This window comes from Amycolatopsis sp. NPDC104819 (assembly GCF_055583145.1).
The window spans coordinates 360,946-377,529 of the sequence record NZ_JBVJON010000001.1; the positions used below are offsets into that span (position 1 = coordinate 360,946).

At 70.0% G+C, this 16,584-nt stretch carries 15 protein-coding genes; 7 read left to right on the plus strand and 8 right to left on the minus strand.

Annotated elements, in window-relative coordinates; translation table 11 throughout:
- Positions 1 to 18 precede the first annotated feature (18 nt).
- Positions 19 to 600: a dCTP deaminase gene (dcd, locus tag ACZ63E_RS01745; RefSeq protein ID WP_465333499.1), complete on the plus strand. Its 582-nt coding sequence runs from the start codon at positions 19 to 21 to the stop codon at positions 598 to 600.
- Here dcd and ACZ63E_RS01750 read toward each other — a convergent pair.
- Positions 597 to 1,793: an FAD-dependent oxidoreductase gene (locus ACZ63E_RS01750; RefSeq protein WP_465334343.1), complete on the minus strand. Its 1,197-nt coding sequence runs from the start codon at positions 1,791 to 1,793 to the stop codon at positions 597 to 599. The two genes, dcd and ACZ63E_RS01750, sit on opposite strands and share 4 nt — an antisense overlap.
- Before the next feature lie 73 nt (positions 1,794 to 1,866).
- Here ACZ63E_RS01750 and ACZ63E_RS01755 point away from each other — a divergent pair, with 73 nt between their 5' ends.
- From ACZ63E_RS01755 to ACZ63E_RS01765, 3 genes are all read left to right on the plus strand, one after another.
- Positions 1,867 to 2,337 carry a MarR family transcriptional regulator gene (locus ACZ63E_RS01755; protein ID WP_465306844.1) on the plus strand — a complete coding sequence of 157 codons (471 nt, stop codon included), beginning with the start codon at positions 1,867 to 1,869 and terminating at the stop codon, positions 2,335 to 2,337.
- A 106-nt stretch (positions 2,338 to 2,443) separates the two neighbouring features.
- Positions 2,444 to 7,384, plus strand: a complete 4,941-nt coding sequence (locus ACZ63E_RS01760; RefSeq protein WP_465334345.1) for a DUF7507 domain-containing protein — start codon at positions 2,444 to 2,446, stop codon at positions 7,382 to 7,384.
- Between the two features lie 154 nt (positions 7,385 to 7,538).
- On the plus strand, positions 7,539 to 8,228 hold the full coding sequence (locus tag ACZ63E_RS01765; protein WP_465333501.1) for a CAP domain-containing protein: 690 nt from the start codon (positions 7,539 to 7,541) through the stop codon (positions 8,226 to 8,228).
- Positions 8,229 to 8,233: 5 nt separating this feature from the next.
- Here ACZ63E_RS01765 and ACZ63E_RS01770 read toward each other — a convergent pair whose 3' ends face one another.
- From ACZ63E_RS01770 to ACZ63E_RS01785, 4 genes are all read right to left on the minus strand, one after another.
- Entirely contained in the window at positions 8,234 to 9,238 is a 1,005-nt protein-coding gene (locus ACZ63E_RS01770) for a cation diffusion facilitator family transporter (protein WP_465333502.1), read from the minus strand.
- A 17-nt stretch (positions 9,239 to 9,255) separates the two neighbouring features.
- A complete protein-coding gene (locus ACZ63E_RS01775) occupies positions 9,256 to 9,582 on the minus strand; it encodes a DUF742 domain-containing protein (RefSeq protein ID WP_465333503.1) in 327 nt (108 codons plus the stop codon).
- Positions 9,583 to 9,856: 274 nt separating this feature from the next.
- Positions 9,857 to 10,789 (minus strand): hypothetical protein, encoded by a 933-nt coding sequence (locus ACZ63E_RS01780; RefSeq protein ID WP_465333505.1) that lies wholly within the window; start codon positions 10,787 to 10,789, stop codon positions 9,857 to 9,859.
- A gap of 89 nt (positions 10,790 to 10,878) precedes the next feature.
- The gene (locus ACZ63E_RS01785; RefSeq protein ID WP_465333506.1) at positions 10,879 to 13,107 is read right to left on the minus strand and encodes a (Fe-S)-binding protein; all 2,229 of its coding nucleotides are present in this window, start codon (positions 13,105 to 13,107) and stop codon (positions 10,879 to 10,881) included.
- Between the two features lie 153 nt (positions 13,108 to 13,260).
- On the opposite strand from ACZ63E_RS01785, the gene ACZ63E_RS01790 reads away from it, so the two are divergent.
- From ACZ63E_RS01790 to ACZ63E_RS01800, 3 genes are read left to right on the plus strand one after another with little or no spacing between them, the layout of a single operon-like run.
- The gene (locus tag ACZ63E_RS01790) at positions 13,261 to 13,590 is read left to right on the plus strand and encodes a DMT family transporter (RefSeq protein WP_465333508.1); all 330 of its coding nucleotides are present in this window, start codon (positions 13,261 to 13,263) and stop codon (positions 13,588 to 13,590) included.
- A complete protein-coding gene (locus ACZ63E_RS01795; RefSeq protein WP_465333509.1) occupies positions 13,587 to 14,147 on the plus strand; it encodes a TetR/AcrR family transcriptional regulator in 561 nt (186 codons plus the stop codon). The genes ACZ63E_RS01790 and ACZ63E_RS01795 overlap by 4 nt, the downstream gene beginning before the upstream one ends.
- Before the next feature lie 21 nt (positions 14,148 to 14,168).
- Positions 14,169 to 14,603, plus strand: coding sequence for a GNAT family N-acetyltransferase (locus ACZ63E_RS01800; RefSeq protein WP_465333511.1), 435 nt, complete (start codon positions 14,169 to 14,171; stop codon positions 14,601 to 14,603).
- On the opposite strand, the gene ACZ63E_RS01805 is transcribed toward ACZ63E_RS01800, so the two are convergent.
- The 3 genes from ACZ63E_RS01805 to ACZ63E_RS01815 are packed head-to-tail and all read right to left on the minus strand — an operon-like array spanning position 14,561 to position 16,583.
- On the minus strand, positions 14,561 to 15,937 hold the full coding sequence (locus ACZ63E_RS01805) for a purine-cytosine permease family protein (protein WP_465333512.1): 1,377 nt from the start codon (positions 15,935 to 15,937) through the stop codon (positions 14,561 to 14,563). The genes ACZ63E_RS01800 and ACZ63E_RS01805 overlap by 43 nt on opposite strands.
- 59 nt (positions 15,938 to 15,996) lie before the next feature.
- A complete protein-coding gene (locus tag ACZ63E_RS01810) occupies positions 15,997 to 16,428 on the minus strand; it encodes a GNAT family N-acetyltransferase (protein WP_465333513.1) in 432 nt (143 codons plus the stop codon).
- Positions 16,425 to 16,583 (minus strand): DUF397 domain-containing protein, encoded by a 159-nt coding sequence (locus ACZ63E_RS01815; RefSeq protein ID WP_465333515.1) that lies wholly within the window; start codon positions 16,581 to 16,583, stop codon positions 16,425 to 16,427. The genes ACZ63E_RS01810 and ACZ63E_RS01815 overlap by 4 nt, the downstream gene beginning before the upstream one ends.
- Position 16,584 lies beyond the last annotated feature (1 nt).

Genomic DNA, 16,584 nt, shown 5'->3' on the forward strand with positions numbered 1-16,584 from the left:
CCGGATAGGCTTCGCGGCGTGCTGCTCAGTGACCGTGACCTCCGCAAAGAGCTCGAAGCCGGCCGGCTCGGCATCGACCCCTTCGACGCCGGCATGGTCCAGCCGTCCAGCGTCGACGTCCGGCTTGACCGGTACTTCCGCGTTTTCAACAACAGCAAGTACACCCACATCGACCCGCAGCTGCAGCAGGACGACCTGACCTCCATGGTCGAGAAGGAGGGCGACGAGCCCTTCGTGCTGCACCCGGGTGAGTTCGTGCTCGGCTCGACCTACGAGCTCGTCACTCTGGCCGACGACCTCGCCGGCCGCCTCGAGGGCAAGTCCTCGCTGGGGCGCCTCGGGCTGCTCACGCACTCGACCGCCGGGTTCATCGACCCCGGCTTCTCCGGGCACATCACCCTGGAACTGTCGAACGTCGCGAACCTGCCGATCACGCTCTGGCCGGGCATGAAGATCGGCCAGCTGTGCATCTTCCGCCTGTCGAGCGCGGCCGAGTTCCCGTACGGTTCGAGTGAGGCCGGGTCCCGCTACCAGGGGCAGCGCGGCCCGACCCCGAGCCGGGCGTACAAGAACTTCCACCGCGTCGACACCTGGCGCTAGGCCGCGATCTTCTCGTCCCAGTCGATCCGGTGCTGCCACATGAAGGCGTTCGGGTCCTCGTCGAACGGCTTCGAGAACGCCCGCTTGATGAAGAAGTCGCGGACGACGCGCCCGACCGGGCCGATCACCTTGTCGTCGCCGTTGCGCTTCCCCGCCGCGACAACGGCCTCGACGCGCTCGCGCCGCAAGCCCTCGTACGTGCTCAGCGCGCGCTCGATGTCCGGCACGTCCCGCAGGCATTTGCCCAGCGTGACGGCGTCTTCGATGGCCATCGACGCACCTTGGCCCGCCGCCGGTGACGTCGCGTGCGCCGCGTCGCCGATGATCACCATGCGGCCGCGGTGCCAGACCGGGACCGACGGGAAGTCGAACGTCGGCCACGCCGGGTAGACCTCGCGGGTCGCGCGGATGATCTCCGCCGCCGGGGTCCGGTCGGGTGCCACCAGGTGCAGCAGCTCGGCGCGCAGCTTCTCGCCGGCGAGCGTGGCCAGCTCGGACGCCGTCGGCTCGGTCTTGCGGGCCGGGTTCGCGAACCACCAGACGCGGCCGTCCATCGGGCTCACGACGTGACAGAAGAACACACGCTTGCCGAAGACCATGTTCAGTACGCCCGGCTCGTCCGGCAGGGACAGGCCTTCGGCGAAGCCGCCGGTGTTGAGCAGCGGCACGTAGCGCGGCGACGGCGCGTCCGGGTCGATGATCGTGCGGACCCGGGAACGGAGGCCGTCGGCGCCGATCAGCAGGTCGCCGTCGGCGTGCGAGCCGTCCGAGAAATCGGCCCTGACCTGCGAAGACGTCTGGCTCGCGCCGATCAGGCGTTTGCCGTACTCGGCGTGGATCCCGCGTCGCGCGGCCTCGTCGCGGAGGGCGACGTAGAGGTCGGAGCGCAGCACGGTCTGGCTCACGGTGCCGTCCGGCAGCGCGCCGCCGAGCGGGAACTCGGCCAGCCGGGTGCCGTTGCCGAGGCCGATCGACATGCGTGGCGAGTCGAAGCCGGTGCTCTTGACGACGTCCTTCAGGCCGAGCGGCAGCAGCGCGTCCAGGCCGTTGACCGCCAGCGTGAGGAACGCGCCGACACCCTCGGCCCCGCGGTCGTACGCCTCGAACAGCACCGGCTCGTGCCCGGCCTCGTGCAGCGCGATGGCCGTGATCGTGCCCGCGATGCCGCCCCCGATGATCAGCGCCTTGGTCATCTCGTTCATCCCCTCGAAACTCTTAGAAACTAATTCGTTCTGTCGAACTAAAGAGTGGGCTAGGCTGGGCGCTGTGTCAAGTGAGCGAGCGCACCTGGTCGAAGAAGTCCTGCTCAGGTCCCGTGAGCTGTCGACGGAGACGGTCATGTTCCACACCGCGATCTCCGAGACGCGGGGCCTGTCGGCGGTCGACAGCAAGGTGCTGGACTACCTCGCGCGGTTCGGGCCGCAGACGCCGAAGGAGCTGACGCGGCTCTCCGGCCTGGCGCCGGCGTCGGTGACGGCGATGATCGACCGGCTGGAGCGCAAGGGCATCGTCAACCGCCGTCCGCACCCGGACGACCGCCGCCGGGTCCTGATCGCGCTGGACGAACAGGCCATCGCGAGCGGCATCCACCTGTGGGACCACCTCGTCAAGCGCATGTACGAGCTCTGCGACCGCTACAGCGACGACGAGCTCCGCACGGTGATCGGGTTCGTCGAGACGGCCACGGCCATCACCCACGAGTCGACGGCGAGGCTGACCGGCTCCACGGACGGGTGAAGGTAGAGGCGCCCGGCCCGCTCTCGTGCCAGGCTCCGGAAGGTCGTCTCGGCCCCGGAGGTGGCAAGGAGTGCTGTTGCCCGCAAGACCGCTTCGCCTGGTTCTCGTGCTGGCACTGGTCTTCTTGGCCTCGGCCCTCGTGCCGTCGGCGGGAGCGGCCGCCGATCCGCCGTTCAAGGTGGGCTACGACGGCGTCGTCTACGGAGACTTCCTGTACGCGGGCAACGGCGTCCTGCGCTGCCCGGTCGCGGCGGACGGCGCGCCGGCGGGCGCCGCGGTGGCCACGCCGGCCGCGTGCGCGAACACCGCGGACCGCAAGGACACCCTGGCCAACGACGACTTCTTCATGCAGTGGGCGGACGTCGACACGGACGCGGCGACGTTCGACTCGGCCAGCGCGTCGGTGCGCATCCCGCCCGGCGCGAAGATCGTGTTCGCCCGGCTGAACTGGGCGGGCAACACCACCGCGAAGACGTGCGGCTCACGCGAGGGCGCGCCCGCGGTGCTGCCGCCGGGGACACCCGCCACGCAGAACGTCCGGCTTTCGGTCGGCAGCGGAAAACCCGTCGACGTCGCGCCGACGGGGTTCGCCGAGGAACCGGGGCAGTACTACTCCGCGCACGCCGACGTGACCGGGCAGTTCGCCGCCGCGCCGACCGGGGCGGCGCTCGCCGTGACGGTCGGCAATGTCTGGGCCCCCAAGGGTTTCGACTGCGCTGGCGGCTGGTCGCTCGCGCTCGTCTACGCGTACCCGGAACGCAACGCCGACTTCGCGCCGAACAAGCGCAAGGTGGTCGTCTACGACGGGCACGTCCAGCCCACCGACGTCCCCACCGAAACGACGGTCACCGGCTTCCGCGCCGCGGCCGCCGACGCGCACATCGGCGTCACCGCGTACGACGGCGACTGGGGCGGCTCCGGCGACCAGTTCCTCGTCGACGGTGTCCCGGCCGCCGAGCCGGCGACCGGCGGGACGTCGAACTTCTTCGTCTCGAACGCCGACAACGCCGCGGCGCCGGGCGTGAAGAACAACTTCAGCGTGGACGCGAAGGCGTTCAACGTCGACACCATCCCCGCCGGCGCGACGAGCGCGAAGCTCGGCTTCGTGACCAGCGGCGACACGTATCTTGCGCAGAACCTGGCGTTCTCCGTGCCGGTGCCCGAGCTCCAGATCGCGTTGCACACGAAGCAGCCGAAGGCGCACGCCGGCGACCCGGTGACCTTCGCCGTCACCGTGGCGAACCCCGCGGGTGTCCCGGCGTCCGACGTGCGGGTGGCCGACGACGCCGTCCCCGGGTGTGCGAAGCCGCTCGGGACGCTCGCCCCGGGCCAGACGGTCGACTACACCTGCACCGGCCCCGCGCCCGCCGACGACTTCACGAACACCGCGACGGTCACCGGCACGAGCGGCCCCGGCGAGCCGCTCGACGGCGTCGCGTCGGCGCACGTCGACGTCATCCACCCGGCGCTCGGCCTCACGAAGACGGCCGACAAGCCCGCCTACCGCGCGGGCGACACCGCGACGTTCACCATCAAGGCCACGAACACCGGCGACACCGGTCTCGGCGGCCTCCAGGTGACCGACACGAAGACGCCGTCGTGCGCGCAGCCGCTGGCCGGATCGCTTGCGCCCGGCGAAAGCCGCACGCTGACGTGCACCGCGCGCGCCCCGATCGCCGACGGTGTCAACACCGCCGGCGTCGCGGGCACCGACGAGCTCGGCAAGCAGGTGAGCGCCACCGCGGACGCGCCGGCGCCGACGATCGCGCCCGCGATCGAGGTCACCAAGACCGCGGCGCCGCCGGTGGTCCACGCGGGTGACGCCGTCACGTTCACCGTCGCGGTGAAGAACACCGGCGACAGCCCGCTCGCGCCGGTCAAGGTCACCGACGACACGACAACGTCGTGCTCGCGCACGTTCGACGGCCTGGTCGCGGGCGCGACGCAGACGTACACGTGCACGTCGAACCCGTCGTCGACAACGACGTCCCGCGTGACCGCGACCGGCACCGACCTGGCCGGCCAGCCCGTGAACGCGAGCGCGTCGGCGACCGTCACGGTGATCACCCCGGCGCTGACGCTCACGAAGGACGCCACGCCCGGCGTCGTGCGCGCCGGCGACCTGATCACGTTCACGATCACGGTCGCCAACGCCGGTGACGCGCCGCTGACGGAGGTCGCGGTCACGGACGACCACACGCCGGCGTGCGCCAAGACGCTCGGCGCGCTGCCGCCGCAGGGCAGGCAGACGTACACCTGCACCATGCCCGCCCCGGCCGACGACTTCACCAACACCGCGGTGGCCTCGGGCCAGGACCAGCTCGGCCGGACGGTGAAGGTGACCGACGACGCCGTGGTCGACGTGATCCACCCGGGGGTGGCGCTCGCCGCGCAGGCTTCGCCCGCGCAGGTCCGCGAAGGCGACACGGTGACCTGGACGATCACCGCGACCAACACGGGCGACGTGCCGCTGACCGGGGTGGCGGTCGCGGACGAGGTCGCTGGGTGCGCGAAGCCGCTGGGTGTGCTGGCGCCGCAGGCGACGCAGGCGTACACGTGCACGACTGTCGCGGGCGCGGCCGGGCTGACGAACCGTCCGGTGGTGACCGGGACTGATCCGACCGACCGGCCGGTGACGGCGACCGCGGAGGCCGCGTTCGTGGTGCAGCACCCGGCGGTGGCGATCACGGCCACGGTGACGGGTGGCCCGTTCCGCGAGGGCGATGTGGTGCCGCTGCGGATTGCGGTGCGCAATGCCGGTGATGTGCCGTTGACGGGGTTGCGGGTCGCGGACGTGGCTCCGGTGGCGGGGTCGCGGGCCGCCGAGGGGCAGGTCGCCGACGGGTCGGCGGTGGGCGCGCCGGCCGACAGCACGGTTGCTCCCGGTGCGGGCACTCCCGGAACCACTGGGCGGGCTGCGGGCAGGCCAGCCGCTGATGGGGCGGCGGTGCGCGGGCCTGCCGATGGCGGGCAGGGTCCCGGTGCGGGAACCTCGGGCACTCCGACCACCGGTGGGCAGGCAGCGGGCAGGCCGGCGGAAGGCACGGTTGCCCGCGGTGCGGGAACCCTGGGCACTCCGGCCACCGGCGGGCGGGCCGCGGGCATGCCAACCGCCGACGGGTCGGCGGTGCGCGGGCCTGCCGATGGCGGGGAGGTTCCCGGTGCGGGAACCTCGAGCACTCCGGCCACCGGCGAACTGGCATCAAGCCTGCAGACCGCCGGGCAGCGGGCGCCGGGCACTCCGGCCACCGGTGGGCAGGCCGCGAGCACGCCAGCCACCAACGGGTCGGCACCCGCCCTCAGCGTCCAGGCCCCAGGCGCGGGAGGCTCAAACCCACGAGCCACCGGTCCGCAGGCACGAGCCACCGGCTGCGCCCAGCTCCTCGACGGCTCCCTCGAGCCCGGCGCCATCAAGGACTTCGCCTGCAGCCTCACCGCTCCCGCCGACGACGTCACCGCCGCCGTGCAAGCCACCGCCACTCCGCCCGTCGGACCTGCGGTAGCCGCCACGGGGACCGCCGGCATTGACGTCATCCATCCCGCCGTCACGATCGGCAGGACCGTTGACCGCGCGATGGTGCGCGAGGGCGACACCGTCACCTCGACGATCACCGTCACCAACACCGGTGACAGCCCGCTCCGCGACGTCTCCGTTGCCGACCAAGGCGCACCGGCATGCGCCAAAGCTCTCGGCACCTTCGAACCGCACGCAAAGCAGACCTACACCTGCACCCAGACCGCCGGCGGAGCCGACTTCGCCGCCGTCGCGACGGTCACCGGTACTGACGCCACGAACCGGACGGTGACCAACGCTGCACAGGTGCCCGTGGACGTCATCCACCCGGCAATCGCCGTCACGGACGACGCCGCGCCCGCTCAGGTGCGGGTCGGCGACACCGTCACCTTCAGCCTCGTCGTCACCAACACCGGGGACGTCCCACTGACCGATGTGTCCCTTGTGGACAGCCGCACTCCGGCGTGCGCTCTGACCATCGGCACCCTCCCTCCCGGCGCCCTCCAGCGCCACTCCTGCACGGTAAACGCCGGCACCGACAATTTCGTGAGCTCGGCCACCGCAACCGGCACCGATCCGACAAAACGCCAGGTCAGCGCGACCGACGACGCCGTCTTCACCGTCCAGCACCCGAGCCTCGGGATCACCAAGGACGCGAAGCCCGGCACAGTCCGTGAAGGCGACGAAGTCACCTTCACGATCACCGTCACCAACACCGGTGACGTCCCCCTGACCGCCGTCAAGATCGCCGACGAGCCCGCCTGCGCCAAGACCTTCGACAAACTCGAAGTCCGGGAATCCCAGAAGTACGACTGCAAGACCACCGCCCCGAAGGACGACGTCACCAGCACCGCCGAAGCAACCGCGGAAGCGCCGATCGGGCCGCCGGTCACCGCGAAAGGTGACGCGAAAATCGACGTCATCCACCCGAATGTAGAAATAACGAAGGATGCGAAGCCCGCTACAGTCCGCGTAGGCGACGAAGTCACCTTCACCATCACCGTCACGAACAGCGGCGACGTCCCTCTGACCGCCGTCCAGGTCACCGACGAGCCCGCCTGCGCGAAGACCTTCGACAAACTCGAAACCCGCCAAGCGCAGACCTACACTTGCACCCGCAAAGCGCCGGACGACGATTTCTCGGCCACCGCCGAAGTGACCGGAATGGATCCGACCGGTCGCTCAGTGCAATCGACCGTCGTCGCCAAAATCGACGTTGTCCACCCCGAGATCGCGGTCATGAAGGACGCGACTCCCTTCGAAGTGCGCCCGGGCGAAACCGTCACCTTCAGCGTTCTGGTCAAGAACACCGGCGACGTGCCGCTCACCGCCGTGTCCGTCGTGGACGACCGCACGCCGTCCTGTGGGCGCACCACGCCCGAGCTGGCCGCGGACGGGGAAATCACCTACACCTGCACGATGATCGCCGGTCAGGAAGGCTTCACGAGCAGGGCGACCGTCACCGGTCAAGATCCGACTGGGCGCCCCGTGAGCGCGTCCGGCGAGGCGACCTTCAAAGTCCGGAGCGGCTGAATGGAGTAACGCTGGAGCGTCCGATTGCCGCGGGTTCCGTGTCCGTCGGCGAACGGCGGGCCGAAGAATGTGACCAGTGCGTTCGTAGGGTTCTCGCTGTAATCGTTCCGTGATACGTTCTCGCGCCGTGTCCCCCATTGGTGAACGTGCTCGCGTGGTGATGGTGTCACTCAGTGTGCTGCTCGGCGTTTTCTCCGCCGCGACAGGCACCTGGATGGCCACCGCCGAAGGAAACACCGCTGAGCTCGGCGCCGCGGCCCTGGTGCTCCCCGACGCGCCCGGCGCCTCCGGTGGCGGCAGCGGCACCGACCTCGCCGGTGGCCAGGCCTCCACGACGAAGCAGCCCTCGGCCGAAACGCCGGCGCCGTCGTCCAGCGCGACGCCGACGCCGACCCCGACCGAGACCTCCGCGCCCCCGCCGACGACTTCCGAGGCCGCGCCGCCGCCGAGCACCAAGGCCGCCGCGCGGGTTGCCTCTTCGGTCGCCGAGCAGGTCATCAACCTCGTCAACGACGAGCGCGCCCAGGCGGGCTGCAAGGCGCTGGCCGAGGAGTCGCACCTGACGAAGGCCGCGCAGGACTACAGCGACGACATGTCGGCGCGCAACTTCTTCTCCCACACCAACCCCGAGGGTGTCACCTTCGACCAGCGCATCAAGAACGCCGGCAACCCGAAGCCGGGCGCGGAGAACATCGCGAAGGGCCAGACGTCCGCGGCGCAGGTCATGGACTCCTGGATGAACTCCGAGGGCCACCGCGCGAACATCCTGAACTGCTCGCTCACGAAGATCGGCGTCGGCTTCACCAAGGCGGGCAACTACTGGGTGCAGGACTTCGGGTACTGAGGCGCCTAAGCCGGGTTGTTCCACCGCTCCGCGATGTCGCCGTACCGCGCCAGCACGGTCGCCCGCAGGTCGGGATCCGTCCGCGGCACCGGCTCGATGAACACCTCGGTGACGTCGTTGAACGTCCGGGTCAGCTCGGCCGCGATCCGGACGCAGGCGCGTTCGACGTCGGCGGCGCCCAGCGAGTCGTCGAAGTCGACGCGCGTGCAGACCAGGACCTGGTCGGTGCCCATCAGCATCGTCTGCAGGTCGACGACGGCCTCGATCTCCGGCGCGGACGAGAGGTGGTCACGCACGCCGCGGACGATCTCCGGGTTGGCCTGGCGGCCGATGAGCAGGCCGCGGTTGGTCCGCCCGAGCAGGTAGGCGACGAAGGCGAGCAGCACGCCGATGATGATCGACGCGAGGCCGTCCCAGACCTCCGAGCCGGTGAGCTGGTGCAGGCCGATGCCGGCGAACGCGACGATGAGGCCGATCAGCGCCGCGGAGTCCTCGAAGAGCACGGTCTTCGGTGTCGGGTCGTCGATCAGGCGGAGATACGCCCAGAATGACCGGTTTTCCGCTTTGGACTCCCGCACGGTCTGGCGCACCGCCTGCACCCACGACGTGCCTTCGAGCAGGAACGCCACGGCCAGCACGATGTAGCTGAGGATCGACGTGCTCTGCGCCTCACCGTGCCCGAACAGTGTCGAAACGCCCTCGTAGAGCGCGAACATCGAACCCGACGCGAAGATCGACACCGCGGCGAGCAGCGACCAGAAGTACCGCTCCTTGCCGTACCCGAAGGGGTGCACGCGGTCGGCCGGGCGGTCGGAGCGCTTCAACGCCGTCAGCAGCAGGACTTCGGTGAAGGTGTCCGCCACGGAGTGGGCCGCTTCCGACAGCATCGCGCCCGAGCCGGTGATGATGCCCGCGATCAGCTTCATGATCGCGATCGCCAGGTTCACCCCGCCGGCGAGCAGGACGGTCAGCGTGCTTTCGCCACCGGGCTTTTCGGGTTCCTCGCTCACGGTGGTGAGCGTAATGGTCAGAGGCGGCGCAGGCCGTGCAGCACGCGCTCCATGAGCGCCACGGCCGGGCGGCCGTCGGTGTTCACGCGCGTGTCGTGGATCGTCACCAGGCCCTGGTCGGCCATGTCGTCGAGCAGCACCCGGGCGACGCCGAGCGGGACGCTGAGCCGCGCGGCGACCTCGGCGACCGAGCGCGGGTGGTGGCAGATCGAGCGGACCGAGCGGAACTCACCGCTCAGCCGGGCGCCGTTCCAGTGGGCGCCGGCCCGTGTCGAAACCATGGCTTCGATCGCCAGGTGGCGCCGCGACTGCGTGCGGCCGCGCGTCAGCACGTAGGGACGCACGAGCGTCCGCTGGCTGGGAACGTGATCGAGGGCTGGGGTGCCGCGAAGGGCGTGCCGGCCGGTGGCGGGGCGGGAATCTTCCCCGGTCCGCAGGTCCTCGCCCATCCTCGCTGCCCCCTGATTCCGTGATCGCCGAATTTGCCTCGCTGGCAGCGTTGGCGGCGAGGAAAGGCCAGGATACGCCCGTTGTCCAGTCTTCAGGCCACTGTTTGTCCTTTGCCTGATAGGCCATTTCAGTGAATATCGCGGACATTGTGGCAGTAATCGATTGCCGCTACGAATTCCCAGCTAGTGGACGCCTTGATCGACTGGTGACAACCAGTAGTGCCACGGCTACGAGAATGAGGACCGACTGCTCGACAATGGCGATCGTGCCGTAGGGAATGGTCGTTTTCATGCCCAGCCAGCAATAGGTCACGACGGCTCCCGCGGCCAGCGGAAACGCGGGTGGGCGCAGCCGCAGGACCACGACGGCGGTGATCGCTTCGAGCGCCAAGAGCAGTCCGACGAGCAGCCACGGGTCGACGTCCAGGCTGCGCAGGATCTGGAACGCGCTGCTCGCGCCGGCGCCCAGGGCGAGCGCGACCCAGGGGTTCCCCGGCGTCGACGTCCAGACCGGAGAGCGGAACCGGAACGCCGCGACGACCAGCACGATGGCGACCACGGCGGCCCCGGCGAGCTGCGCGACGGGTGCGACGAAGCGCGCGAAGGAGTAGGTGATGGCGAAGGTGGCGGCGGCGCCGACGACCAGCGACACGCTCCAGAGGCTCAGGCCGACCTTCTTCAGCCACGGTTCACGGCCGAAGAGCGCCTCGGCGACCGCGATCGGCGCGCCGATGCTCCACACGACGTGCAGGGTCAGCACGTAGACCGTCCACGGCGCGCCGATGCCGAGCCAGGCGATGTGCCCGGGCGTCAGCAGGTCCAGGCCGAGGTAGTGCGGGTTGAAGAGCGTCTGCGTCAGCAGGCCTTCTTCGAAGACGCCGAACGCGAGGGCGAGCGTGAGGATCGTGGGCCAGCCGCGGCCCCGGCGCCGGGCGGCTTCGCGGATCAGCAGCGCCGCCGCGCCGTAGAAGGCGACGTAGAGGGCGAACATGCCGAGCTGCTGCCCCAGCTCGGGCGGACCGGCGAGGTACTGGTCGGCGAGCAGGAACTCGGCCGTGAACGGGGCGAGGAGCGCCAGGGTGAGGGCCGCGGACTTTCGCATTCCCTCATCGTCGGGCGGACGGCGGGGCGGTGCCTGGGCCGTCGATCACGACCCGGCCAGGACGAATGTCATGGCCGGGCCGCGGGTCGTCAGGCTTCTTCGACGGGCTCCGCCGCGAGCGACGGCGCCCCGAGGGCGATCGGCTTCGGCTCCGGCTTGCGCTTGACCGACTCCAGCAGCATCTGCGCGACGTCGACGATCTCGACCTTCTCGCTCGCGCTGCCGTCGCTCTGGCGGGCCGTCAGGCCGTCGTTCAGCATCACCTTGCAGAACGGGCAGCCGGTCGCGATCTTCGACGGCGCGGTGCCGAGCGCCTCGTCGACGCGCTCGACGTTGATCCGCTTGCCGATCTTCTCTTCCATCCACATGCGGGCGCCGCCGGCGCCGCAGCACATCGACTTGTCGCCGTGCCGCGGCATCTCGCGCAGCCGCGCGCCGGTCGCGCCGACCAGCTCGCGCGGCGCCTCGTAGACCTTGTTGTGGCGGCCGAGGTAACACGGGTCGTGGTAGGTGACGTCTTCGGCGACCGGCGCCACCGGGACCAGCTGCTTCTCCCGCACCAGGCGGTTCAGCAGCTGCGTGTGGTGCACGACGTCGAACTGGCCGCCCAGCTCCGGGTACTCGTTGGCGAGGGTGTTGAAGCAGTGCGCGCAGGTCACGACGACCTTGCGGGCCTTGCGCTCGCGGCCCTCGAACACCGTGTTCAGGACCTCGACGTTCTGCTGCGCCAGCATCTGGAACAGGAACTCGTTGCCCGCGCGGCGGGCCGGGTCACCGGTGCAGGACTCTTCCGAGCCGAGCACCTTGTACTTGACGTCGGCCATGTGCAGCAGCTCGGCGACCGCGCGGGTCGTCTTCTTCGCGCGGTCCTCGAACGCGCCGGCGCAGCCGACCCAGAAGAGGTACTCGGCGTCGCCCATGTCGCCGTCGAACACCGGGACCTCGAAGTCCAGGTCCTCGGTCCAGGCGAGCCGGTCCTTGGCGTTCTGGCCCCAGGGGTTGCCCTTGTTCTCCAGGTTCTTGAACATGCCGTTCAGCTCGCTGGGGAACGACGACTCGATCATCACCTGGTAACGCCGCATGTCGACGATGTGGTCGACGTGCTCGATGTCGACCGGGCACTGCTCGACGCAGGCGCCGCAGCTGGTGCAGGACCAGAGGACGTCGGGGTCGATGACACCGCCGTCGTCGCCGATCAGGGCCTTCTGGGACTCGGCGATGGCGAGGACGTCGATGCCCGCGTACATGTTGTCGCCGGACAGGCCGACCTCGTCGCCGGCCATGTCGCGCTTGCCGCCGGCCATCAGGTACGGCGCCTTCGCGTACGCGTGGTCACGCAGCTGCGTGATGACGAGCTTCGGCGACAGCGGCTTGCCGGTGTTCCACGCGGGGCACTGTTCCTGGCAGCGGCCGCACTCGGTGCACGTCGAGAAGTCCAGCCAGCCCTTCCAGCTGAAGTCCTCGATCTTGCCGACGCCGAAGGTGTCCTCGTCCGGGTCGGCTTCCTCGAGGTCGAGGACCTTGCCGCCGCTCATCATCGGCTTGAGCGCGCCGAGGGCGACGCCGCCGTCGGCCTCGCGCTTGAAGTAGATGTTGAAGAACGCGCTGAAGCGGTGCCAGGCGATGCCCATGGTCATCGTGCGCGCGACGACGATCAGCCAGACAGTGGCGCTCATCAGCTTGACGAACGCGAACACCGTGACCAGGTTCGGGCTGGCCGGCAGCAGCTCGCCGAGCGGGTTCGAGACGAAGGCGGCCCAGGTCGGCGTCTCGTGTGCGCCGAGCGCGGCCTTCGCGGCGCGGACGCCGATGATGCCGATGCCCTCGATCAGGACGACGGCCTCGATGAAGTAGGCCCACTTGAAGTTGGAGCCCTGGAAGCGCGACTGGCGGTCGGCGCGGCGCGGGTGGTTGCGCTGGCGGATCGCCATCAGCACCAGGATGCCGACGATCGTGCCGACCCCGAGCAGCTCCATGAGCAGCTGGAACGGCGGGAAGTCGTCGAGGATCGGCCAGCCCCAGTGCGGGACGAAGACTTCGCCGTACGCCTCGAACAGCGCGAGCGAGCCGAGCAGGAAGCCCCACATGACCAGCCAGTGGGCCGGTCCGACGCTGCGCTTCCGGTTCATCCGGGTGTGGGCCGCGAACTCCTTGATCAGCGTCTTCATGCGCGGCATGAAGGGGCCGTTGCGGGTCGCGTCGGGCTGCCCGAGGCGGATGACCCGCACAAAACGGGCGATCGTCGCGGCGAACATGCCCCAGGCGACGAGGCCGAGCACGACGGAGATCCCGCCGAGCGTCAGTTGCAGAGCGCCCATCGTTCGGGTGCCTTTCGTCCGGATGGATCAGTGGTGGTGCCGGGAGACTAACCGTCCTTACTGATGAGTAACCCGTTGAGTGGGCCTAAGTCCCACCGATGTGGTGTACGTCGCTCTTTGTTTCGGGACGATCGTTCAGGTAGTTTTCACCCTATGGGTGCGTACCTTCTGCTTGCGCTGGCGATCGCCGCCGAGGTCTCCGCGACGGTCTCGCTAAAGCTCTCCGAAGGCTTCTCCAAGCTCGGGCCGTCGATCGTCGTGGTGATCGGGTACGCGATCGCGTTCTTCGCGCTTTCGCAGGTGCTGAAGCTGGGGCTGTCCGTCGGCGTCGCGTACGCGATCTGGGCCGCGGCCGGGGTCGCGCTGGTCGCGATCATCGGCGTGGTGTTCCTCAAGGAGCCGGTCAACGCCGCCATGATCGCCGGGCTGGCGCTGGTGATCGGCGGGGTGGTGCTGATCGAGCTGGGGAGTGCGTCGTCGTGAAACTGCAGGTCGACGGCCGGAAGGCCCGCGGCGAGAAGCGGCGCGCGGAGATCATCGCGGCCGCGCTGCGCGTGATCGAGCGAGACGGCGTCGCGGGCGTGACGCACCGGACGGTCGCGGCCGAGGCCGGCGTGCCCACGACGTCCACGACGTACCACTTCTCGTCGCTGGACGACCTGCTGATCGCGACGCTCATCTCGTGCGCCCGCGACATGGCGACCGAGGTCTACTGGATGATCGACCGCGCCCGCTCGCGCGGCTCCCGCGGCGCCGAGGAGGTCGCGGGCCTGCTCGCGGAGGCGCTCGGGCCGCGGCGCGGCCGGACGATGGCCGAGTACGAGCTGTACCTGCTGGCCGCGCGGAAGCCGGAGCTGCGCCCGGCCGCGCGGCGCTGGCTGGACGTCCTGACGTCGATGGTCCGGCACGACGACGAAGTGGCGTTCCGGGTGTTCCTCGCGGGCATTGACGGGCTGCTGATCCAGGGTTTGATCGACGACGGCCCGCCGTCCGCGGACGAGCTGCGGCCGGTGGTGGACTACCTGCTCAAACCGCGTTGACGCGCCGGTTAGCTTCGGATCATGCGGACTTTCGGTGCCTACGAGCTCGACGACGACCGGACGCGGCTGGACCTCGAAGTGGTGTGGAAGTTCCTCTCCACCGAGGCCTACTGGGGCCGCTGGCGCACGCGCGAACAGGTCGAAGCCGCCATCGAGGGCTCGTGGCGGGTCGTCGGCGCGTACCGCGATGGGGAGATGGTCGGCTTCGCGCGCGCCTTCTCGGATGGCGTCAGCAGCGCCTATCTCGCCGACGTCTTCGTGGTGGACTCCGCGCGCGGCAGCGGGCTCGGCAAGGAGATCGTGCGCGAGATGATCGACAACGGGCCCGGCGCCGGCTTCCGCTGGATGCTGCACACCGCCGACGCGCACGGGCTCTACCGGCAGTTCGGCTTCGGTGAGCACACCAAGGGCCGCTACCTCGAACGCGAAGGCGTCAACAAGGAAGCCCTGCGCTGAAGGGCGAAGTACAGCGCGCCCGGGACGGCCAGGCCGATCAGCCACGAGATGTCGGCACCGCCGAGCAGGGGGGCCATCGGGCCGACGAAGATGCCTTCGACGTTCGAAAACGGGATCTGCACGGCGATCCCGACGAAGTACGCGATCAGCGCCGGCGCCGCCCAGCGGCCGTAGCGGCCGTTCGGGTCGTACATCGCTTCGAGGTCGTAGGACTCCTTGCGCACCAGGTAGAAGTCGACCAGGTTGATCGAGCTCCACGGCGTCAGGAAGTACAGCAGGAAGTCCAGGAACAGCACGAAGTTCCCGAGGAACTCGCCGCGCCCGAGCACTGCGATGATCCCGCCGAGCACCCCGACGATCGCGATGTACCCGACGCGGGCCTGCTGCGACAGCGCGGCTTTGCGGCTGAACGCGGTGAGCGCGGTCGCGACCGTCATGTAGCCGCCGTAGATGTTCAGGACGTTTACCGTGAACTTGCCGAGCGCGATCGCCAGCAGCAGCGGGATGAGCAGCGCCTCGCCGCCGAGGCCGACGACGTAAGCGACTTCGTGGCCCTTGAACGCCTTCCCGGCGACGGCGTACGCGAGCGCGCCGAACGACATCGCCCACGTGGCGCCGAGGACCGTGCCGCCGTAGGTCCACCAGAAGGTCGCGCGCACCGACGTCGCCGACGGGAGGTAGCGCGAGGTGTCCGCGACGTACGGGCCGAACGTCAGCTGCCACGACGCCGTCAGGGAGAGGGCGAGCAGGAACTTCGGGAAGTCGAGCGTCGGCGTGCTGAGGACGGCGCCGAGGTCGTGGCCGCCGACCAGGCGGATCGTGAGGTACACGAAGACGACGACCGACAGCGCGGACGCCACCCAGCCGAACCGGTGGATCAGCCGGTACCCGACGATCGCGATCAGCGCGGAAAGGGCGGCGTACACGCCGATCGCGGCGTCGGTCGGGAGGCCGGTGATCTCCGCGACGGCCTGTCCGCCCAGGACGTTCCCGCTGGCGAAGTACCCGAGGTACATCACGACGACCAGGACCAGCGGCAGGACCGCGCCGTACACGCCGAACTGCGCGCGCGACTGGATCATCTGCGGGATGCCCAGCTTCGGGCCCTGGGCGGCGTGCAGCGCCATCGGGATGCCGCCGAGGACGTTCCCGCCCAGGACGGCGACCAGCGCCCACAGCGGGTGCACCCCGACGAGCACGGTCAGCGCCCCCGTGACGGCCGACGTGATCTGCATGTTCGCCGCGAACCAGAGCGTGAAGAGGCTGCGCGGGTGGCCGTGCCGTTCGGTCTCCGGGACCGGGTCGATGGACCTGCGTTCGAGCGTCGCCGCCACGGTGTGCCTCCTGCTGATCGTGCTTCGGGAGGTATTAACCGTCGCCCGGCGGGCTGGTCCTAGGCCTGTCGGGGCGATTTCGTCTGGTATTCCAGACGGCGGTCGCCGGTGAAGCCGAGACGCCGGTAGAGCGCGACGGCGGCGGTGTTGCCCTCGGCGACCTGCAGCGTCACGCGCTTGCCGACCGCCCAGCCGATGACCGCGCGCACCAGCGCCTCGCCCACGCCTCGGCGACGCGCTCGCGGGGCGACCCACATCGTGCCCAGCTCGACGTGGTCGTCACGCGGGAAGCCGGTCGCCATCCCCGCGGGCTCGTGGTCGAGGTCCGCGAGCACGTTGAAGGTGCCGTCGAGACGCGCTCGCCAGCGGTGCTCGGGGGCGTTCTCCCAGTCGGCGAGGGTCGCGCTGAAGGCTTCGGGGGTGTCGCGCAGGGCAGCCAGGCGGAGGTCGCGCCACTCCCGCCAGTCGTCGGGGGTGACGGGCCGGATCACCGCGTGAGGTCGGTGCGGAGTGCTTCCCACGATCGGGTGGAAATCCGGAGGGTGCCGCCCGGGCGGTCCTTGGTGTCGCGGATCTGCACCACTTCCGCGAGCGCCACTTCGACGCAGTCCGCATCCGCGCTGTGGCTGGACTTCTGCCAGTGCATG